Here is a 21,954-nt window from a genome sequence, read left to right on the forward strand (position 1 = left end):
CTTAACAGCATTAATCGAACCACGACCGCCATCGTAGAACGCACTGTCAAAGAATACATTTATTATTATAACAACATTCGTATTCAAACGAAACTAAACAGCCAATCACCGATAAGCTATCGGCAATCGGCTGTATAAAAGGTGTTTTGATCCCTGTCTCAAAAACAGGGGTCAGTCCCGCAATGGAGAGGCTTTTTCTATTTTTCTATGCATTTTATTAAAGCGGCCCAATCTAGGTTTCCAAGCCCTTTTTCAATACCGCTTTCAAAATGGCCTTTCGCCAGCTCGGCAAGAGGGAGGTTTGCAGAAACCTGCCCCGCGGCGGCGAGCGCCAGATTGGTGTCCTTCAACCCTAATGACATTTTAAAGCCCGCCGGCTCAAATGTTTGCTCGGCCATGATCGTTCCGTAATTTTGATATACAGGGGAGCCGAAAAGCGCGTTGGCGATCTCTAAAAATTGTTTTTGCTCTAATCCGTATTTCTCCATCATCAGGAATGATTCAGATAACGCCTCCAGCATAGATACGAGCAGGAAATTGATGCTGATTTTCGCTGCGTTTGCTGTTTTGCTTTCTTCGCCGACGTCAAACACTTGCTGACTCAAGCTTTCGAGCAGAGGTTTTGCTGTTTTTTTTGCTTCCGCGGGTCCTGCCGCTATAATGCGAAGCGCGGCTTTTGCGGCGGCATCCGGTCTTCCCAGCACAGGAGCCGCAAGGAAGGATTGTCCTTTTTCTGCATGGGCGGCCGCAAGTTTTTCTGAGAACTCCACACTGATCGTGCTCATCGAAATGTGAATGCCATTCTCTGATAACCCTTCAATCAATCCGTCTTTGCCGAACGTCACGTTGCTGACAGAATTGTCATCGGAAAGCATTGTCACGACAATATCAGCGGTCTCGGCCGCCTGGCGCGGCGTTTCTGCCACTTGGGCGCCCTGGGATGCGAATTCTTCCGTCTTTTCTTTCGTCCGATTGTATACTGTCAAACGATGACCTGCTTGTAGCACGTTTCGGGCAATGGGCTGTCCCATATTGCCGAGTCCGATCACAGCGATTTTCAATCTGATCACTCCCTGAACATTTTTTTCATTATATACAAAATGAACAGGATATGCTGGAAATCGGCTTACCAAAATAAAAAGAACAGCTTCACGCTGTCCTCATTTAAAGATGTTGAACCATCCTTTATGTACAAACCATATCAGCATGCCGGCCACAAGAGCGGCCATCAGGCCAAGCACGGCAAAATATCCGTATTTCCAGTGAAGCTCCGGCATGTTGTCGAAGTTCATGCCGTAAACGCCGGCGATAAACGTGAGCGGGATAAAAATCGTAGACACGATGGTCAATGTCATCATAATCGCATTCATCCGGTTCGAATTCAGTGTCACGTAGCTGTCACGCAAATCGGACGTCATGTCGCGGTTAGATTCCACAATTTCTGAAAGCTTTAATAAATGATCATAAATATCGCTGAAGTATGCCTTTGTTTCCCGCTGCTCCTTCACATGGTCAAGACTTAAAATCCGATACAGCAAATCACGCATCGGAATAATGGTCCGCCTGAGATGCAATAGGTCAGTTCTGAGCTCAAACACCTCGCTCATCAGCGTCCCGTACGTTTTGTGGCTGCGGCTGTCTTCAATCTCATTCAGCCGGTCTTCTATTTTGTACACCAGAGGAAAATATTCATCAACAAGCTGATCCATGATCATGTAAGAAATATGCCCCGGCCCTTTTTTAAACATGTCCGGTGAAGCATATAATCGCTCCCGGACTTTGGCGATACCGGGCGTTTCGTGTAAATGAAAGGTGACGACAAATGTTTCGCCTTGAAAGATATCGACTTCCTCGGTCTCAAGTGTTTCCTGATTCAGCGCATGAAGCACGTAAAAGCGATAGCCATCGTAATGGTCAAGCTTCGGGCGCTGCATATGCTGAAAGCAATCTTCAATCGCAAGCGGATGAAAATGAAAAAAATCTCTCAATAACGCGGTTTCCGTTTCCTCCGGGCCGTAAAAATCAACCCAGTACCACGCAATATCCGGCTGTTCAACCCGTTCGATCGGTATATTTTTCAAAAGCTGATGCTGTGTTGTGATAGCGGTAATGTTGATCATAAACAACCCTCCACGTGCCATTATATCATGCGGCCTTTTTCAGAAAAGTATACAGTGTTTTCTACAGGTTTCCAGCCGCGTGGTATACTGAACAAAAAACGGAAAAAGGGCTGATCATATGTGGAAAGAAAAAGTATCGGTCACACCGCCGTACCATTTTGACCGTGTGCTCGACAGGCTGGCGTTAGACCCTCTGAATGCAGTTGATTTGAAAGCGCGGGACATAAGAGTGCCGATCAGAAATAAGGCCGGTGACGTATGTATTGTGAAGGTGCAGGCTTTAGGCCATGCGGACGAGCCCGAGTTTCTCGTCAGCGGGGAAACAGAGCAGGAAGACATGATGAAGGAAATCAAACGGATTTTTCAATGGGAACATGATTTGCAGCATGTCCTTGATCATTTCTCAAAAACGAATCTTTCCGCGATTTTTGAAGAGCATGCAGGCACGCCGCTGGTATTAGACTACAGCGTGTACAACTGTATCATGAAATGCATTGTGCATCAGCAGCTGAATTTATCTTTTGCGTACACCTTGACAGAACGGTTTGTCCAAACCTTCGGCGAGCAGAAGGACGGCGTGTGGTGCTATCCGAAGCCGGAAACGATTGCGGCGCTGGATTATCAAGATCTCCGCGAGCTCCAGTTCAGCATGAGAAAAGCGGAATACGCCATTGATACGTCAAGGATGATTGCAGAAGGCACACTCGATTTGTCAGAGCTGCCCCAACTGACAGATGAAGACATCATGAAGAAACTGATCAAAATCAGAGGCATCGGCCCATGGACAGTACAAAACGTGCTGATGTTTGGGCTCGGACGGCCCAATTTATTCCCGCTGGCCGATATCGGACTGCAAAACGCGATCAAACGCCATTTCAATTTGGACGACAAACCGGCAAAGGATGTTATGCTCGCGATGAGCAAGGAGTGGGAGCCTTATTTGAGCTATGCGTCGTTGTATTTGTGGAGGAGTATAGAATAATTCGTCTGACAATGAAGGAAATCGTGCAAACGTGTTATACTAGAAAGATGTGAAAAAAACATTTCACTTTCTGCCATCTGCAGAAAGCTTCATATAGAAACGGAGAGAACAACGTGAACCAACAAAACAAAAAGGCGCTCGTCGAACTGAAAGTCGGACAGACCTTTCCGCTGACGATTAAACGTCTCGGAATTAACGGGGAAGGCGTCGGCTATTTCAAGAAAAAAGTCGTGTTCGTGCCCGGCGCGCTTCCTGGTGAAGAGGTTGTCGTCCAAGCGACGAAAGTGCAGCCGAAGTTTTCGGAGGGACGGATCAAGAAGATTCGCAAGGCTTCGGAGCATCGGGTGGCACCGCCTTGCCCTGTCTACGAGCAGTGCGGCGGCTGTCAGCTTCAGCATCTTGCATACAGCCAGCAGCTTCGGGAAAAGCGCGACATCGTCATCCAGTCTCTGGAGCGCCATACGAAGTTTAAAGTCGAAAACATGGATATCAGAGAAACGGTCGGCATGGACAATCCATGGAATTACCGCAACAAAAGCCAATTCCAGATCGGACGCTCACAAAGCGGCAGCATCATCGCCGGCTTATACGGCCTTGATTCTCATGATATCGTGCCGATCAAAGACTGTGTCGTCCAGCATCCGGCAACAAATAAAACAACAGGCATCGTCCGCCGCATTTTAGAGGATTTCAATGTGTCTGTTTATAATGAACGGAAAAGAAAAGGCGACGTTCGCACGATAGTGACGAGAGTCGGCTTTGAAACAGGCGAAGTGCAGGTCGTGCTTGTGACAGCAAAAGAAACGCTTCCGCATAAGGAAGAAATCGTCAAAGCGATCCAAAAGCGGCTGCCTGAGGTGAAATCCATTATTCAAAATGTAAACGGAGCGAAAACCTCTGTTATTTTCGGTGAGAAATCAAAACCCCTCGCCGGACATACCGTGATTCAAGAAGTGCTCGGCGACGTATCTTTTGAATTGAGCGCCCGCGCCTTCTTCCAGCTCAATCCGGAGCAAACCGTCAAGCTGTATGACGAAGTGAAGAAAGCGGCGCAGTTGACCGGGAAAGAAAAAGTCGTTGACGCGTATTGCGGCGTCGGCACCATCGGCATGTGGGTGGCGGACGGAGCGAAGGAAGTCCGCGGCATGGATGTCATCAAGGAATCTATTGATGATGCCAAGAAAAACGCCAAAAAACACGGCATGACAAATGCCACGTACGTAACAGGAACAGCCGAGCACTGGCTCCCGAAATGGACGAAAGAAGGTTTCCGCCCGGACGTCGTCATCGTAGATCCGCCAAGAACCGGCTGCGACGGAACATTCTTAGACACGATCAAAAAAGTAAAACCGAAACGCTTTGTATACGTATCCTGCAATCCATCCACGCTTGCGAAAGACTTGCAGGCGCTGTCGAAGGACTATCGCGTGGAATATATTCAGCCTGTCGATATGTTTCCGCAGACGGCTCACGTTGAAGCGGTGGCGAAGCTTGTATTGAAATCGTCTCATTAAGTCCTAATCAGATCTGGATTTCGGTAGAATGAACATTGCCGATTTCCGGGTCTTTTTCATGCGCAAACCTTGACCTGACTGTCTTTTCTGAATTTTATCTTCCTTCATTTCTTGGAGATCTTTATTTTAACTGACGAAAAGAGTTGAAAAAGCGTGTTGAAAAGCGGGTGAAAAACAGCCAATTTTGAACAGAAAAAGTATGAAAATGGGGGTTCGGTAGGAAAAGTCTATTTTAACTCGAACGGTGGAATGCGGGTTGGAAGGGTCTGATTTAGAAATGTATATTATTTTTGTACATAGTAAGAGGGAAGAGATTTGTTTCGTCTGTAATATTTAAAACATAAATTTACAATTGGAGATATAAGAGAAGGGAGTTCATGTCTGTCCTTTTGAGTGGAATTGATGAAAGCAGCATTACTTAACGTATTTTTAAAAAATAATAAAGAAGCTAGAACACAACTAAAAGAGTATATTCTTTGGTCAAATAACAGCTATTTCTTAGTAAATTCTAGCTTTCTACAGTCTTTAATTCGAATGTTATAGAAAAAATGAACTGCCTAAACGTTAACCAAGGTATACAAAGACGACTTACTTTCTAATGATAGGTTCTAAAGGAGAGTGGATTAATTTCCTATTTTTATTATTTGGTTGGCTAATCTTTGAATACCGGCTTAGGTGCTGTTACATGCTGGGTTTAGTGCGGATAAAGAAATCAACAAGCTTGTAGCTAAAGAATTGAATACTCAGGCTGTAATAAAATATGACACAAGCAACTTAGTAATAGTAAGTTGCTTGTGAAATATCTCATAAATACGGTTTATTTCATCTCTAGCTTCATCATCATTATCGTCTAGTAATCTTTTTTTATTTATCAAAGTATTTTTAGTGAAAGTTCGATAACTGCTTAATATCTTCTATCTCTCAATATTAAGCAATGATTCGTAAGCATTTACGATACCGCTACCAACTTCATTCTTATCTAAGTTTTCAACGTGGTCTGTGTTCTGATATAAGTTTTCTTCAACCTTACGAATTGGCATCTCCTCTCCGTATTTTTCGTAGTATTCTGTCTTTAATAGGGCTGCTGTAGCAGTTACTATTGGAGCTGCTACACTTGTCCCTAAAGTAGGTTCATATCCCTCTTGAAAGCCTAGTGACTTACTTAGCGGAGTTTGCGGGATATTTACAGGGGAAGTAGTCCATACCAAGCTATATAGATCAATCTTATTTGTATCCAGAAAACTTGGGTCAAGATCACCACCTGGAGCTGCAATTGAGATGTTTTTTCCATAATTTGAGTAAGAAGCTTTTGTATTTTGCGCTGTGGTGGCAGATACAGTAATTACATCGTTATCACCACCAGGAAGATGTAGGATATTGTCCTTTGGTTTACCTAATTGTTGTGCAAGTTTTTTTGAATTTGAGATATCATATCCATGGTTTCCAGCTGCTGCAACAATTAAAGTATTGTGTTTTCTAGCGAATTTAAAAGCTTTTTCAAAAAGTTTTATAGTCTCTCTATCTTCTTTATCTTTTTTTGATAAGAAAGTAGATAAACTTAAATTAATTACGTCCATATCATCTTCCGTAGCTTTAACAATTGCGCTTATAACCCAACTTGTTTTAGATTTACCGTTTTTATCAAATACTTTATACGGCACTAAACCAAGATTTGGTCCAACTCCTTTTACACCCCCATTAGCAGCAATTATCCCAGCCACAGAAGTTCCATGCCCATAAAAGTCTTGTGTATTATCTTCAACTGGAACAAAAGACTCTCCAGTATCTACAATATTATTTTTGAGGTCTGGATGATTGAAATCTATGCCTGAATCGATTACTCCTACTTTTGTATTATGAGATCCTTTATTTATATGATAACTTCGATAATCATTTGTAACTTGCTTAATATTCCATAACCAACTGTCATAAAGAGTTTCATTATCTTCCGTGAATTGTGATGAAAATGCCACTTTATCAGGAATCTGTTTACTTTTATCAGGAAGAGAAATATCTTTATCCTCAATAATTTCTTTTGCGTCTAATTTTTCTTTAGCAATATCTTTGATTGCTGAAAATTGGCTTGGTTTTATATTATCTATTACCAATAAATCTAGTTCTTTAATATAATTTGTTTCTATATTTGAATACTTTTCCTGAACCTTGTTTATTGTCGATTCACTTACTTTTGAGTCGAGGTTAATTATGATAGATTCATCATAATTTGATTCTTCAGCATGAGAGCTTATAGGCTGTAAACTGGATACAATTACAAATATGAAAACCATCGAAATTCTTCTTAAATTCTTCATTTTTTATACTCCTTTTCCTTAATACAGTTCATTAAATAATAAGATTGTATATAATTTACCCCCTTTCCAAAAATAAGTATATTAAATTCAAGTTTATAAAATATAAGTAAATCAGTCAATACATATTTTTCTAATTATCAGTAATTATCCCGAGAAATTCACCTTTAGTATGATTAAATTAAACTTCTTTTTATTCTTTTATACTACACCTGTGGTTTTGCGGGTCAAAATTACTATGGGTAAATATACATGAGTAGAATAATGCAAAACCAAAGACCTGTTTTTTCATAATTTGTAAAATTATATATTGACTTGCAGTTATTATGTGTGAAATATTGTTTATAGGAATATTAGGAAAGGTATCATGAGTCATTCGATTTAAAAAGTCGAAACATTGGAATAAATGGAAGAGGTGAAAATGATGACCAACCCCAATTTTAACTCGAAAGAGTTTTTCTTCTTACTGAGAAAAACCAGACCGAATATAAGATTATTTATATTGGCAATATTTTTAAGTGGATTAAGCGCAATAGCTTCTACTTTAGTGCCTCATTATTTAAAAAGTCTAATAGACTATTATAATATTCTTGAAAAGATCAATTTGTGGGATCTTTTAGGTCTTCTGGCAATATTTTTAATCAGCGGAGTAATCGGGGCAGTTGGTAGTTATATGTTAAGTGTAGTAGGATATAACGTTGTTGCAAATCTCAGAAATTTATTATGGGAAAAGATAGTAATACTACCTATAGAATTTTACGATAAGAATCGTTCTGCAGATATAGCAAGTAGATTTGTTAATGATACTACGGTGATTTACAACTTAGTAAGTAACTCTTTTTCGCAATTTATTAATGCTATATTAATAGTGCTTTTTTGTGGATTTTGGTTGTTTTACTATGATTGGCAATTGACATTGGTGATTATCGTAGCAATTCCAGTTTATTTGTTGATTTTTATACCTTTAGGAAGAATTTTATCAAAATTATCTAAAATGACACAAAGCTTAACAGGAGAATTAAATGTAAGAGCTGTTGAAACAATATCCTCAATAAGACTGATTAAATCTTCAACTGCAGAAAAATTACAAGTAGAAAGAGGAAAAGAAGATATTGAAGCTTTAAGAAATATAGGCCTAAAGCAAACAAAATGGATGGTTATTTTAAACCCTATCATTAATTTAATGATGATGCTTATCATTATTAGCATAATTGGATTCGGAGGGGTTAAATTAGCCAATGGAAGTTTATCGCCAGGAACCTTTATTGCATTTCTGACACTTATGTTCTATATCATAGGTCCACTTAATAACTTTGGGTTATTCTTTACTCAAATACAAAAGACGATAGGTGCAACAGAAAGAATTTCTCAATTGATATATGAGCAAGGAGAAGATCAGCATAAAGGGAAAGAATTAGCGGAAACCTATAAAGATTTAGTGATTGAAAATTTATCATTTTGCTATGGTAAAGAGGATAAGGCATTTTCCTTGAATAATATTAATTTAATAATAAAAGGGGGAAGTGTAAATGCCTTAGTAGGTCCTAGTGGTAGTGGTAAAACCACAATCATCTCTATTCTGGAAAGATATTATAATCCTAATAGCGGAAATATTTATTTTGGTGAAGAGAATATTGAGTTATTTTCATTAAAATCATGGCGTAGCCAAATAGGATATGTAGCACAGAATCACGATTTAATAAGCGGTACTATTAGAGACAATCTCATCTTTGGTTTAGAAAATCCCCCAGATGAAAAAAAAATAGTAGAAGCATGTAAGAAGGCATATGCATGGCAATTTATAAGTGAATTGCCTAACGAGTTAGAAACTAATATTGGAGAAAAAGGTCTAAACTTATCAGGAGGACAACGACAAAGAATTGCTATTGCGAGAATGTTTCTGAAGGATCCAAATATAATCTTTTTGGATGAAGCAACTGCAAGTCTTGACAGTCATTCTGAACAAATTGTGAACGAAGCAATGAAGAAGCTCATGAAGGATAGAACCGCTATTATAATAGCACATAGGTTATCCACCATTATAAACGCTGACAATATCATTTTTATGGAAAATGGTGAGGTGACAGGTCAAGGGAATCATTGGGAGTTAAAGCGTAGTCATAAATTGTATCGTCAATTCTGTGAGCAGCAGTTTAAAGAAGATAGTACCGATCCATTAGTATTAACCAATTAAAAAGAGCGCTTAAGAGAGGCGAGAACAAAATGGACAAAAAATTAGTTTATTTCCAACACATGAGTGAAAATTCAAAGTACTATATAGAGAAAAGCCCAAATGCAGAGACTGATCCATACGAAGTACATAATATGCCAAATTACTATACTGTTAGTACAGAATATAAATCACCGTGGAAGTTTTATAATAATCCCAATCATACCCTCAAAGAACAAGGCTGGAAAATACACATAAGTGCGACAATGAATAATGCTCAGGATATATTAAAAGTTGTGAGTCAAATTATATTTAAACATCAGATACCATTTAAGCATATTAAAGATAAACAATCTCTTTTTAATATGAATTCAAAGCATGGTAATCGAACTTCATCTGGAAAATTTATCGCTATCTATCCTTCTTCTGATAACATGTTCTTCGGGTTATTAAATGAACTTTATGAAGAATTAAAACACTACGAGAATGGCCCATACATACTAAATGACAAATCATGGAAGGGCAGCAATATATATTACCGATACGGTGCATTTAAGAATATTTACAATGAAAGAGGAGAACTGTGCATTAAAGATGAAAATGGAAATTTAATCCCAGACAATAGGCAGCCATATTATAAAATACCTGAATTCGTAAGTGATTTTGATCAATATTTAGATACCAAGAATAACTTATTAGATACTCAAGATGTAAGTAATTTTAATGATTATGAGTTCCAAGGAGTCCTTAGGTTTAACAATGGTGGCGGTATATATACAGGAATAAGAAAATCAGATGGAAAGAAAGTGGTGATCAAAGAAGGGAGACCTAAAGTAGGATTAGATGGTCAATTAAATGATGCGATTGATAGATTGAATATAGAATACGAAGCATTAAATACACTTACAGAAGTTGAAGGTGTTGTTAATGTGCTCGATTACTTTAAAGCATGGAAACATGTATTTTTAGTTGAAGAATTTGTAGAAGGTGTAACCCTTCAATCATGGTGTGCAATCAATTATCCTTTCAACATTGAGAATGATAAAAATGAATACATTAGTAAGGTGAAAAAAATAATTAATAGCTTGATAGAAACAATTAAACTAGTACATAGTAAAGATGTTGGTATGGGAGATTTGCAACCCCAAAATATAATGATTACCCCCGAATCAAATGTTAAGATTATTGATTTTGAGGCTGCTAGCGCTCTCTCTGAAGAAAATGGAGCGTTGCAAACAATTGGATATACAAATAAGAAAAATAAGAATCATAAGGAGCGAGATTGGTATGCACTAAAGAAAGTTTTAAGATTTTGTATTCTGCCAATAGGTCCAGTTATTGATATAGAAGAAAGCATTAAAAAGAAACATGATATGTGGATAGAGAATGAATTTGGTAAAGATGTTTATCAATATGTTGTAAATACAGAAAATCTATGTGACAGATACTTATCTGACACCAAAGAAAAGATATTCAAGAATAATTATGACAGTGAAATCAAAAAAGAAATGGACATGTCAAAAGTTATAAATGGATTGAGAAACAGCATAGAGAGTAATATGTTGCCCAACAGCTCGCTAATTCATGGCGATGTGCGGCAATTTGTAATGCCATCTGGAAAGTTAAATGTACTAACTGGAGGAACTGGAGCTGCATTGGCATTGTACAGATCTGGAAACGTCAACAAGCAAGTTCGGGATTGGATTGAAAATGTTTTACTGAAAAAATTGCATGTACTTAATGATGATATTGGGTTATTTACAGGACGAGCTGGTATCGCAGCAACATTGTATGAATTGGGGTACATAGAGGAAGCTATGAACTTATTCAATAATCTGTCATATGAAGATATGAAAGATATTTCATTAAGGTCAGGATTATCGGGAATAGGTCTTTCATTAATTAGCTTATACTTGGAGGAAGATAATGATGACTTTTTGGTTACTTCTGAAAAAATTGCTGATCAGATAGAAAATAGGATTATTGAAGATGATAAATTATCAGCAACTGATTTTGCAGCAGTCCCTATAGGTTTGATTGATGGTTGGTCAGGAATATCTTTATTCTATGCGGCATTATATTCAGTTACTAAGAAAGAAAAATATTATGTAAAGTCAAAAGAATACATTGAGTGGGATTTAAAACATTGTAAGGTAGATGAAGAGACGAATACTTTGCAAACGTATGATGATCAAAACCCTCGATTACTACCCTATTTATCAGGAGGATCAATCGGAATAGGGGTTGCTATTTGGTATTTAAATTATGTAGGAAATAATAATTTATTTAGAGAAGAATTAGAGCAAATAATCAATTTAAATAAAGTAAGAATTGCATATAGCGGTGGATTGTTTGATGGGGTCGGTAGTTTCTTGTTAATCCCGTCAATGACTAAGGAAAATAATGAAATCAGTCAGCAGATTGAGCTGGCATTGAAAAAACTAGAATTGTTTCTTATCCGCAAAGATGATCAAGTATTATTCCCTGGAAACTTCAGTTTTCGTTTAGCAGATGATTACTACTCCGGAAGTGCTGGCATAATATTGGGCATAAACTCTATCCAGTTCTCAAATCCGTTATATTGGTTGCCAATAATAAAAATTGATAGTTTCTTAAATAAGACTAAAAAAGAATTGTTGTTAAACAATTAAACTCTAACACTTATAGTTGATGATAATCATTGAAGATTGGAATTAAAGCAGTTAATATACAGAACTTACGAAGGAGGTGAGAAAAGAAAATGAAAGAGGTGTTAGAACTTCAACAATTTAATGAAAAATCTGAAGTAGAGCCTGCGGCATGGACTGTTACTCTAACAACTATTTCTGTTACATTATCTACTATTAGCAATCATTGCTAATTGAAGCATAATCAAAGAAAGAGTACTTGAAAGGAGGTGAAACCAAATGAAAGATGTATTGGAACTTCAACAACTCAGTGAAGGATCTGACGTAGAAGCTTCAAAAGGCAAAGGTGGCTTGCTTACGCTAATCACAACGATAGTTGGCACATCTACTATTAGCAATAACTGTTAAGGGTAATTAAGAGGGGTGGATGAACAAATGAATGAAGTACTAGAGTTACAACAATTGAGTAAAGGTTCTGAAGTAGAAACAGCTGGGTGGACACTTCTGACAACACTCATCGGTACATCTACTATTAGCAATAGTTGTAATAAATGATAAAAAGGAGATGAAACCAAATGAAAGATGTATTGGAACTTCAACAACTCAATGAAGGATCTGACGTAGAAGCTTCAAAAGGCAAAGGTGGCTTGCTTACACTAATCACAACGATAGTAGGCACATCTACTATTAGCAACAACTGTGGATAAAAGGCCACACATAACAAAAAAGATTTTCTACGTACATCAAGTGCTGAAGTAGGAACAATGGGTAGGCACTTCTAACAACACTCATTGACATTTACTATTAGCAAAGTTGTAATAAATGATAAAAAGGAGGTCAAACCAAATGAAAGATGTATTGGAACTTCAACAACTCAATGAAGGATCTGACGTAGAAGCTTCAAAAGGCAAAGGTGGCTTGCTTACACTAATCACAACGATAGTAGGCACATCTACTATTAGCAACAACTGTGGATAAAAGGCCACACATAACAAAAAAGATTTTCTACGTACATCAAGTGCTGAAGTAGGAACAATGGGTAGGCACTTCTAACAACACTCATTGACATTTACTATTAGCAAAGTTGTAATAAATGATAAAAAGGAGGTCAAACCAAATGAAAGATGTATTGGAACTTCAACAACTCAATGAAGGATCTGACGTAGAAGCTTCAAAAGGCAAAGGTGGCTTGCTTACACTAATCACAACGATAGTAGGCACATCTACTATTAGCAACAACTGTGGATAAAAGACCAAACACACTAAAAAAGTATGCTTGGTCGTTATACATTATATGAAAGCCTGAACAGGAAAAGGACCCCAATCCTTTTCCTGTTTCCAAAAAAAGGAACAAATTTAGCTTTCGTATAAATTCTTTTCACTATCCCATACTTCTTTTTTATTGTCAATGGAAAATGAATGAAGGGACTTAGTTCTTCATTTATATGTAGAACTAAAATCAAAAATGCTAAATTTATAAAATGAAGAATGGAGGAATATTAATGAATAATGTTTTAGCATTACAACAATTAAATAATAGTGCCGAGGTGGAACCGCAAGTGGGACCAACCATAACAACTATTACAGTAATACCTACAATGGTTATATCCTTAATAAGTAATTATTGCGACAATCATGCTTCATAATATAATGATTTTAGATTGACACTTGGCTAAAAAGTATTGCAGAGAAGGAAATGGATAACTAAATGGATAAAGTATATAAAAAACGACCGTTATATAAAAGAAGTTGGTTTCAAACATTTTTGGCATTTTTAGTATCTCAGCTTTATTTTAATTTTGTAGAATTAACGGGATGGGGTCCTAAGTATAGAGAAATGAATGGATTCCCAGCAAACATAGTTGAACTAGATTTCTTTCAAACATATCTTTCATTCTATGATAATCCATGGTTTAATATTATTACTGTTTTCTTGGGAGTTTTCACTATTATACAAATAATTACAGGGATAACAAAGGATATTCGAAATTAAAGCAATAACTTCTGATGCCTTATTTAATGATGAAAGAAAATGAACACTTTCTTAATTATCTTATGAGTGAAGACTGCGACACTTAGTCAGCAGTCTATTTTATTGGTTCTGGATCAGGATTACCGAATTATAACCCTATACAAATATATAGTAGGTTGCCACTTGCTGCGTTGGTTATTTTCTAAATCATGAGCAAATCCCAAATGGTTCAGATTAAAGTTCTTGCATTTTTTTAAGTAGGAGTTTATTTTCTCTTCTCATCCTCTTTACTCCATGTGATTCATAAGTGGTAGCAAGCTTAAGTAGAGGTTTTTTCATTCTCTTGAGTACTCAGTTATACCACCCCCAACTCAATTTGCTTAATCAAAGTTTATCTCTTGAATTAGTTTTTCCGCAAATATGATATTGAGATACGGATATGGTGTAGCGTTAAATATCTTATTTTCAATAACAGGACAATTATTTTGCGTTGGTAATATGGAGAACTCATATGATATTCTATTTAGGTTGGAATACTATTTATCCAAAAAGTTCAAAAGTAAGGCCACTAAGAAAGACGAAGGTCGGCGCCAGTGTTAGCCACAATATAAAAAATAGGTATAGATAATCATCCCACGTGAAATGTTCAAAATTTACTATAGATTGATAAGAAATGCTTTCGCATGCGATAGTGTAAAAAAAGCATGGTCAGTTTTTTTATATTGAGATAAAGGTATAGCCGTATCCCCTAATGAAAGGATTTGATTTTTGTTATGACAGATAATTTCTGGCGTGAATTACCACGGCCATTTTTTGTACTGGCACCAATGGAAGATGTGACAGATGTTGTTTTCCGTCATGTAGTAAGTGAAGCAGGCAGGCCGGATGTGTTTTTTACAGAGTTTACAAACTCGGAGAGCTATTGTCACCCGGATGGGAAGGATAGTGTGCGCGGCCGTTTGACCTTCACGGAGGATGAACAGCCAATGGTAGCTCATATATGGGGAGACAAGCCTGAGAACTTTCGCCAAATGAGTATTGGTATGGCGGAACTAGGGTTTAAGGGTCTAGATATCAATATGGGCTGTCCTGTACCTAATGTTGCGGGAAATGGAAAGGGAAGCGGCCTTATTTGTCGTCCAGAGGTTGCAGCAGAACTAATACAAGCAGCAAAAGCAGGCGGATTGCCAGTAAGCGTGAAAACTAGACTTGGTTACACGGATATAGATGAATGGCGCGACTGGCTGACACACGTATTGAAACAGGACATTGCTAATCTTTCCATTCATTTGCGCACAAGAGCGGAAATGAGCAAAGTGGATGCGCATTGGGAACTCATCCCGGAGATTAAGAAACTTCGTGATGAGGTAGCGCCAGATACACTGTTGACGATCAATGGGGATATTCCTGACCGCCAAACTGGATTAAAACTTGCTGAACAATACGGTGTCGATGGAATAATGATAGGGCGCGGTATTTTTACAAATCCATTTGCCTTTGAAAAGGAGCCGAAAGAGCATAGCAGCAAGGAATTGCTTGATCTCTTACGGCTGCATCTGGATCTTCATGATAAATATTCAGCATTAGAAGCGCGTCCATACAAGCCTCTTCCTCGCTTTTTCAAAATTTACCTCCGCGGATTCCGCGGAGCAAGTGAATTAAGAAACCAATGCATGAACACTAAGTCAACAGATGAAGTGCGTGCATTGCTCGATGACTTTGAGAGTAAGTATCTTGATGGGGTGGAGCAACAGTAGATGTTTCCTAATTCAAGGTAAAAGCGAAGCGGGACGCTCTTTTTGCTTTATAAGTTAGTTATTTAGGAAATGTTTATTTTCACTGTGCAAAAAATACAACAGACGAAGAGGAATCTGTCAGATTTCCTCTTCTTTTTTGATTCAATAAGTCAGATTGTCTGACATTCCAATTGAACCAGCTCCATATAATCAATAAAGTAAATGCAAGAGTTTCTAAAACAGAATGGGGGCTGGAAGCATGATGGATGAATACGCCAGTATATATAAGAACGTGATTGAATGGAGGAGACATCTTCATCAATACCCGGAGCTGTCCTTTCAAGAAGAAAAAACAGCTCAATTTGTATATGATACGCTCTCTTCTTTTGAAAATCTTGAGATCAGCCGCCCGACAAGGACAAGTGTCGTTGCCCGGCTGAGCGGTGCGCGGCCGGGCAAGCGAATTGGGCTGCGCGCTGATATGGATGCGCTGCCGATTCAAGAAGAGCATGACAGTCATTTTCGCTCCCGCCATCCAGGTGTAATGCATGCGTGCGGGCATGATGGGCATACCGCCATGCTGCTTGGGGCGGCTGAGATTTTGTCTCAGAAAAAGGATGAGCTTAGCGGCGAAGTCTACTTTATTTTTCAGCATGCCGAGGAGGTTCATCCTGGCGGAGCGCAGGAAATGGTGAAGGCTGGTGTTGCGGACCATCTTGATCTATGCATAGCCATCCATCTGTTTTCTGCCATGCCTTTAGGAAAAATCGGACTGGCATCAGGCCCGGTCACAGCTAACTCTGATCGCTTTGATATCACGATTAAAGGAAAAGGCGGGCATGCCTCTCAGCCTGAACAGTGTATTGACCCGCTTGTGATTGCCTCACAAGTCATTACTCATTTGCAAAGCATTGCCTCAAGACATACAGATCCTGCCGAAAGACTGGTGCTCTCTGTTACCATGTGTCATGCGGGCTCCGCCTACAATGTGATCCCCGATACTGTGACGCTTGGAGGGACGGTAAGGACGTTTCGAAAGGAAGTCCGGGCAAATACGGAAGCGCTCATGGAAACCATTATAAAAGGCGTAACTGAAGCCCATGGCGCGTCGTATGATTTTGATTACCGCCATGGATACAAGTCTGTGGTAAACGATCCGAACGTAACCGAACTGGTCAGACAAGCAGCAGAGAATCTGTGGGGGAAGGATCAGGTATTTCCGTTAGCGCCAATGATGGGCGGAGAGGATTTCTCCGCGTTTTCTGAACGAGTGCCTAGCTGTTATATCGCTTTGGGAGCGGGAACCGGGGAGATGATCTATCCGCATCACCATCCTAAATTCACGTTCGATGAAAAAGCGTTATCAGCAGGTGTTAAATTATTTGTAAATTCAGTCTATTTCATTCTGCATTCCCGTGAATCGATTTCAATGAAGATCAACTAAAACCGATTATAGGAGGGCGCTATGGCTAAACATCTGCCGGAAGTCATGACCGCTGATTCTTTACAAAAAATCGAGCATAAAGGAATATTAAAGTGGATCGAAAAGGCCGGAAACAAATTGCCTGATCCTTTTATGTTATTTATCTACTTATCGATGATCATCATTGCCATGTCTGTTTTGCTGGCAGGAAACGCAGTGACACATCCGGGAGACGGGAAAGAGGTAGCCGTTAAGAGTTTGCTCAGCACCGAGGGCATTCACTGGATGCTGACGGAAGCGGTGAACAACTTTGTTCAATTTCCGCCTCTCGGACTTGTGCTCACGATGGTGCTCGGCATCGGGCTGGCGGAACGCGTCGGTTTGATCGAGGCTGTGCTGCAAAAGATGATGGCGCATGTTCCGAAAGCGATCATCAGCTATTCCGTCGTATTTGTCGGGATTTTAGGGAATCTGGCGTCTGATGCGGCATGGGTCATTATCCCGCCGGTTGGCGCCCTGATCTTCATGGCAGCCGGGCGTCATCCGCTTGCCGGCTTTGCGGCCGCTGCGGCAGGTGTAGGGTCAGGATTCACGGCCAATCTGATGATCGCCGGGACAGACGCGCTTCTTTCCGGCATTACCACACAGGTCGCGCAAACCGTCGATAAAAATGCTCAGGTATCGGCTGTCGATAACTGGTTTTTCATGGCGGCCTCCGTATTTGTTTTAGCCTTTATCGGTGCATGGGTTACTGATAAAATCGTTGAACCCCGGCTTGGCAGCTACCGCGGAGAATACAAGCCTGAAATGGCGGCGTTAACGGGAAAAGAGATCAAAGCACTGAAGGCGGCGGGGGCAGCGGCCCTTTTATATGCTGGAGTCATTGCGTTATTAGTTGTTCCAGAGGGAGCGCTCCTGCGTGATCCTGAAAACGGATCGATTCTTTCCTCGCCTTTTTTGAAAGGCATCATCCCCATCATTCTGCTGTTCTTTATTACTGTATCGGTTGTTTATGGCATCGTGGCCGGGCGCATTAAGAATCAGACAGACGTCCCGAGGCTGATGGGAGATTCCATTAAAGGCATGTCAGGCTTTATTGTGCTCGTCTTTGTTATTTCGCAGTTTATCGCCTTTTTCACGTGGAGCAATATGGGGATTTTTATGGCAGTAAAAGGAGCGGACTTTCTGGAATCCATCCATTTAACAGGTTTTCCTGTATTAATCGGATTTTCGTTGCTGACTTGTGTCGTCAGTCTGTTTATTACGAGCGGCTCTGCTTTATGGGCGCTGCTGGCCCCTGTGTTTATCCCGATGCTGATGCTGCTGGATTTTCATCCCGCGTTTATTCAAATTGCCTATCGGATTGCGGATTCCGCGACAAACACCATTACGCCGATGAATCCGTATTTGCCGATGCTGATGGCTTACTATAAGCGCTACAAATCAGATGCGGGCTTCGGAACTGTGATCTCAACCATGATTCCGTATACGGTTCTGTTCTTCTTGGCGTGGCTTCTCATGATGTTCATTTGGTACGCTTTCGGCTGGCCGATCGGACCGGGCGTTTATGCAAAATAAAAACGGCAAAGGGTGGGAGACATATGGATATGATTCAAATAAGACGAGATTTTCACCGGCATCCCGAACTGGGCTTCACAGAATTTCGCACAGCCGGAAAGGTTGTGGAAACTCTTCAAGCCCTGGGATATCACGTGACATATGGCAAGGACGCAATGGATGGCGAGGCCCGCAGAGGCGTTCCTTCAGAAAAAGAACTGAAGCGCGCTTTTGACCGTGCAATTGAAAATGGAGCCGATCCTGATATCATTGCGCCGATGAAAGGCGGATATACCGCTGTCATCGGAAGACTTGAAGGGAATACGCCGGGACCCGTCGTTGCGCTTCGTTTTGATATGGATGCACTTCCGATTACAGAAAGCGCAGATGCTGACCATGGTCCTCACGCCAAGGGCTTCCGTTCTGCATTTGAAGGAAATATGCACGCATGCGCCCATGACGGACATACCGCGATCGGGCTAGGCGTTGCTGAAGCGCTGGCACATCGAAACTTTGCAGGTACTCTGAAGCTGATTTTCCAGCCCGCTGAGGAGGGTGTCCGCGGAGCGTATGCCGTTACTGAGAAAGGCATGCTGGACGATGTTGATTATCTCCTCTGCCATCATCTGGGGACTAATGTGCCGCTTGGGGAAGTATACGGCGGTGCAGAAGGATTTCTGGCCACTACGAAAATGGCTGCTCATTTCCGGGGCGTCTCCTCACATGCAGGAGCGGCTCCTGAGCATGGCAGAAATGCTTTGCTAGGGGCGGCGACGGCGCTTTTAAATATACATGCCATTCCGCGTTTCAGCTCGGGCGATACCCGGATCAATGTCGGCGTGCTTGAAGGCGGAACAGCGGCCAATATCATCCCGCAGCACGCGAAAATGATCATTGAAACGCGGTCTGATTCAGAAGAGGTCAACCGCGATCTGGAAGAGCGGGTGAGAAAGATCAACGCCCACAGCGCAGCCATGCATGAGCTTGAACATGAGGTCGAAATCATCGGCGGAGCGATTCCGATCAAATGTGACGAGGAAATGGTTTCGACCGTGCTAGAAGCTGCTGGAGAGGTTGGCGGATTTTCCTCACTGCAAGGCATCCAGACCGGCTCAAGAGGAAGTGAAGACGCAAGCTATATGATCAAAAGAGTTCAGGAGCGGGGAGGAAAAGGGACATATATGATCATTGGCACCGACATCGCTGCCCCGCATCATCATGAAAAGTTCGATATCCAGGAAGATATTCTTCCGCGAAGCGTTCAGCTTCTGAAGCAAGCGGCATTGAAGCTGTTGAAGTAGAGGGAGAATCCCCTCTTTTTTTATGTCATTCGAAGCGATTTCCAAATAAAGGAGACGATTTGTTGGATTTATGGTACATTGATAGGTATGAAAAAAGAGGAGAATCAAATGAAGAGAATGCATTTTTGTACAGGTATAGGCCTGCTGCTGATCGTGATTTCAGCCTATCCTATCTTTGTACTATTGAGAGAAAATATAATAGATCACAACGTAACAAATCGTTATGACATTCATTATGCATATCAAGACAAGCAAGGTTATGAACCTGCGATAGATACTCAAAATATCAACATATTTAATCATCATATTAGGATTATTGAGACCAAAACAGGAAAACATGCGCCCCTGACAAGCTGGGATAAAGACGAAAACGTCCCTGCCGGAGAGATTGTTAACATACAGTATCAATTAGACGGCCGAGATCTCTCATCACCTTCTGAAGTATGGCTTTCTAATCGAGAAAGAGGAGGAAGATACTTTTCATGGCTTGAAATATTAACGGTAAAGGATCGAAAGACTGATCAAAATCTGGTTTACATTGTTCAGAGAATAACTGACGATCAAATAAGTCTTGAAAAAAGCAAATGGAAAATAATCAGGATTCATCAGGATGGGACTGTAAAGGAGAAGCTTCTAAGCTATTCTGATAGAAGCAAGGATCCATTGAGTGTAAAACTGCTCAATTTTTCATACGTTGGAGGAAATTCAATGGGGTATCATTCTGATATGTATGAAGTGATTCCCAATGTCATATTTCCTCTTTTGTATCCGTTGATTACGGTCGCTGTTGGTTGTGCGATCATGATCGGGATTTTAATCATTGTGATAGTCCAGAAGATAAAAGGAGTTCGAAAATCAATATGAAACGACTATGCATCATCCCCTGCGGCGCGAAAAAAATCTGGGATGTTCAGCCTGATGCGGGGCCGACGAGGGCGGAAGACGCTTACCTGAGCCCGTTTCATCAGGCGTGCGAGCGGTATGCAAAAGCTTTTTTTGACGAGTGGGTCATTTTGTCGGCGAAGCACGGGTTCCTGCGTCCTGATGACATCGTGCCGGAAAACTACGATGTGGCATTCGGGAGCGGTCATCCAGAGATTATGACAGAGGAGAAGTTAAGCCGTCAATATCGTGAAAAGGGTTTTCTTGAAAAAGAAGAGCTCGTCATGCTCGGCGGGAAAAAATATCGTAAAGTCCTGAGCACGGTCGTCGGAGATCATCAGCATATCAGCTGGCCGCTGGCACCGTACAAAGGCATTGGTTACATGCTTCAGGCACTGAACAGGGCGGTTGAAGAAAAACAAGAACTGTAATACGTACATAACCCGAAAAGGGTGTGAAAATGAAAAGAATGGTGTTTGGCTTCCTTGCCATTGCGGTATGTGGAAGCGGCTTTTATATCTATCATATTTTATTCGGTGATCCATTTTCAAAAAATGCCGCAGAGCAAAAGCTCACATCATATGTGAAACAGACCTATCCTCAAAAAGAAATCAAGATCACGAATGGAGTTTATAACGCGAAAACCTCGGAATATGTGTTTCAAGCAAACACCCAATCTCAAAGCTACTAAATGTGCGCGATAGGGTTTCTCCATCCTAAGGTAACCTGCGATGGGATTGAAGAAGCCTATACCGAGTCTGTTGCAAAACATCTAAATCAAGAAGCATCAAAGGAAATCGAAGCGGATTTGAAAAAAGCCGTTCCGCAACTTATAAAAGCCGAAGCAGATATCAGCGTTGAACACGCTCAGTTTACATTAGATACAAGCTGGAGCAAGCAATTGGCTGAAAGAGCGCCGCTGAGTTTGACGATTCAGTTAGATGCAAGCGGAAAAACAAAAACAGATGCCGTGGCGATGGCGGAAACCGTCAGAAAAACGCTAAATCAAAAAGGGTATACATATTTCAGAGGCACGATAGACTGCATGCAGAAGGATGGGGACGGCGGCTTTGGTTATGTAAAATATTCAATTGATTTTACTCCTGAAATCGCCATTCAGACAAACGATGCAGAGGCATTAGGAAGTTGATAAGATTTCCGAGGAAATAAATATGTCGATCGACGTCAAAAGACCGGGCAGGTGCCCGGTCTATTTTTATTTGGAATAAAACGAGACACATGGTTTCATATCGAGACAGTTTGAGACACCTGTCTCAAACTGTCTCATGGTATCAACATAGAAGACTGATTTTACAGGCATCCAATAGCTGGCACACTTCTTGCATTCATTAATGCGAACC

Annotated in this window: 22 protein-coding genes and 1 pseudogene; 20 read left to right on the plus strand and 3 right to left on the minus strand. The window is 40.5% G+C overall.

What is annotated here, in order from left to right:
- Window positions 1-138, plus strand: a 138-nt coding sequence (locus KXD37_RS21865; protein ID WP_142396760.1) for an IS3 family transposase, incomplete at its 5' end; no start/stop codon positions are given.
- A gap of 59 nt (window positions 139-197) precedes the next feature.
- Here the strand turns inward: KXD37_RS21865 and KXD37_RS21870 are convergent.
- Together KXD37_RS21870 and corA are read right to left on the minus strand one after the other, a co-directional pair.
- Window positions 198-1,061, minus strand: coding sequence for an NAD(P)-dependent oxidoreductase (locus KXD37_RS21870; RefSeq protein WP_254518114.1), 864 nt, complete (start codon window positions 1,059-1,061; stop codon window positions 198-200).
- 99 nt (window positions 1,062-1,160) lie between these two features.
- On the minus strand, window positions 1,161-2,120 hold the full coding sequence (gene corA, locus KXD37_RS21875) for a magnesium/cobalt transporter CorA (protein WP_059291643.1): 960 nt from the start codon (window positions 2,118-2,120) through the stop codon (window positions 1,161-1,163).
- Between the two features lie 118 nt (window positions 2,121-2,238).
- Here corA and KXD37_RS21880 point away from each other — a divergent pair, with 118 nt between their 5' ends.
- Window positions 2,239-3,102 carry a DNA-3-methyladenine glycosylase family protein gene (locus tag KXD37_RS21880; protein ID WP_106021626.1) on the plus strand — a complete coding sequence of 288 codons (864 nt, stop codon included), beginning with the start codon at window positions 2,239-2,241 and terminating at the stop codon, window positions 3,100-3,102.
- Window positions 3,103-3,215: 113 nt separating this feature from the next.
- Window positions 3,216-4,616 carry a 23S rRNA (uracil(1939)-C(5))-methyltransferase RlmD gene (gene rlmD / locus KXD37_RS21885; protein ID WP_106022409.1) on the plus strand — a complete coding sequence of 467 codons (1,401 nt, stop codon included), beginning with the start codon at window positions 3,216-3,218 and terminating at the stop codon, window positions 4,614-4,616.
- Between the two features lie 914 nt (window positions 4,617-5,530).
- On the opposite strand, the gene KXD37_RS21890 is transcribed toward rlmD, so the two are convergent.
- Window positions 5,531-6,928 carry a S8 family serine peptidase gene (locus KXD37_RS21890; RefSeq protein WP_106022408.1) on the minus strand — a complete coding sequence of 466 codons (1,398 nt, stop codon included), beginning with the start codon at window positions 6,926-6,928 and terminating at the stop codon, window positions 5,531-5,533.
- Between the two features lie 421 nt (window positions 6,929-7,349).
- Here KXD37_RS21890 and KXD37_RS21895 point away from each other — a divergent pair, with 421 nt between their 5' ends.
- From KXD37_RS21895 to KXD37_RS21970, 17 genes and pseudogenes are all read left to right on the plus strand, one after another.
- Window positions 7,350-9,119: an ABC transporter ATP-binding protein gene (locus KXD37_RS21895; protein ID WP_223255281.1), complete on the plus strand. Its 1,770-nt coding sequence runs from the start codon at window positions 7,350-7,352 to the stop codon at window positions 9,117-9,119.
- A 29-nt stretch (window positions 9,120-9,148) separates the two neighbouring features.
- Window positions 9,149-11,746 carry a class III lanthionine synthetase LanKC gene (lanKC, locus tag KXD37_RS21900; protein ID WP_106022407.1) on the plus strand — a complete coding sequence of 866 codons (2,598 nt, stop codon included), beginning with the start codon at window positions 9,149-9,151 and terminating at the stop codon, window positions 11,744-11,746.
- Between the two features lie 89 nt (window positions 11,747-11,835).
- A complete protein-coding gene (locus KXD37_RS21905; RefSeq protein ID WP_188323619.1) occupies window positions 11,836-11,955 on the plus strand; it encodes a class III lanthipeptide in 120 nt (39 codons plus the stop codon).
- Between the two features lie 46 nt (window positions 11,956-12,001).
- Complete coding sequence (locus KXD37_RS21910; RefSeq protein WP_188323620.1) at window positions 12,002-12,130, plus strand: class III lanthipeptide; 129 nt, start codon at window positions 12,002-12,004, stop codon at window positions 12,128-12,130.
- 27 nt (window positions 12,131-12,157) lie between these two features.
- Entirely contained in the window at window positions 12,158-12,277 is a 120-nt protein-coding gene (locus KXD37_RS21915; protein ID WP_187265387.1) for a class III lanthipeptide, read from the plus strand.
- A 20-nt stretch (window positions 12,278-12,297) separates the two neighbouring features.
- Window positions 12,298-12,429 (plus strand): class III lanthipeptide, encoded by a 132-nt coding sequence (locus tag KXD37_RS21920; RefSeq protein ID WP_188323623.1) that lies wholly within the window; start codon window positions 12,298-12,300, stop codon window positions 12,427-12,429.
- A 139-nt stretch (window positions 12,430-12,568) separates the two neighbouring features.
- Complete coding sequence (locus KXD37_RS21925) at window positions 12,569-12,700, plus strand: class III lanthipeptide (protein ID WP_188323623.1); 132 nt, start codon at window positions 12,569-12,571, stop codon at window positions 12,698-12,700.
- Window positions 12,701-12,839: 139 nt separating this feature from the next.
- The gene (locus KXD37_RS21930; protein WP_188323623.1) at window positions 12,840-12,971 is read left to right on the plus strand and encodes a class III lanthipeptide; all 132 of its coding nucleotides are present in this window, start codon (window positions 12,840-12,842) and stop codon (window positions 12,969-12,971) included.
- Between the two features lie 253 nt (window positions 12,972-13,224).
- On the plus strand, window positions 13,225-13,368 hold the full coding sequence (locus tag KXD37_RS24190) for a class III lanthipeptide (protein ID WP_181185673.1): 144 nt from the start codon (window positions 13,225-13,227) through the stop codon (window positions 13,366-13,368).
- 62 nt (window positions 13,369-13,430) lie between these two features.
- A complete protein-coding gene (locus KXD37_RS21935; RefSeq protein ID WP_021481197.1) occupies window positions 13,431-13,715 on the plus strand; it encodes a YfzA family protein in 285 nt (94 codons plus the stop codon).
- 752 nt (window positions 13,716-14,467) lie between these two features.
- Window positions 14,468-15,451 (plus strand): tRNA dihydrouridine synthase, encoded by a 984-nt coding sequence (locus KXD37_RS21940; RefSeq protein ID WP_263463735.1) that lies wholly within the window; start codon window positions 14,468-14,470, stop codon window positions 15,449-15,451.
- Window positions 15,452-15,689: 238 nt separating this feature from the next.
- Window positions 15,690-16,874 carry a M20 family metallopeptidase gene (locus tag KXD37_RS21945; RefSeq protein WP_101860289.1) on the plus strand — a complete coding sequence of 395 codons (1,185 nt, stop codon included), beginning with the start codon at window positions 15,690-15,692 and terminating at the stop codon, window positions 16,872-16,874.
- A 21-nt stretch (window positions 16,875-16,895) separates the two neighbouring features.
- Entirely contained in the window at window positions 16,896-18,431 is a 1,536-nt protein-coding gene (locus KXD37_RS21950; RefSeq protein WP_174754409.1) for an AbgT family transporter, read from the plus strand.
- Window positions 18,432-18,454: 23 nt separating this feature from the next.
- Window positions 18,455-19,711, plus strand: a complete 1,257-nt coding sequence (locus KXD37_RS21955) for an amidohydrolase (RefSeq protein WP_263463736.1) — start codon at window positions 18,455-18,457, stop codon at window positions 19,709-19,711.
- Window positions 19,712-19,819: 108 nt separating this feature from the next.
- Complete coding sequence (locus tag KXD37_RS21960) at window positions 19,820-20,575, plus strand: hypothetical protein (protein WP_127695668.1); 756 nt, start codon at window positions 19,820-19,822, stop codon at window positions 20,573-20,575.
- Complete coding sequence (locus tag KXD37_RS21965; protein WP_106021618.1) at window positions 20,572-21,024, plus strand: DUF6884 domain-containing protein; 453 nt, start codon at window positions 20,572-20,574, stop codon at window positions 21,022-21,024. The genes KXD37_RS21960 and KXD37_RS21965 overlap by 4 nt, the downstream gene beginning before the upstream one ends.
- Window positions 21,025-21,053: 29 nt before the next feature.
- Window positions 21,054-21,743 (plus strand): annotated as a pseudogene (locus KXD37_RS21970) (hypothetical protein).
- Window positions 21,744-21,954: the final 211 nt, after the last annotated feature.

Source organism: Bacillus sp. XT-2 (assembly GCF_025696525.1).
GTDB lineage: Bacteria > Bacillota > Bacilli > Bacillales > Bacillaceae > Bacillus > Bacillus halotolerans.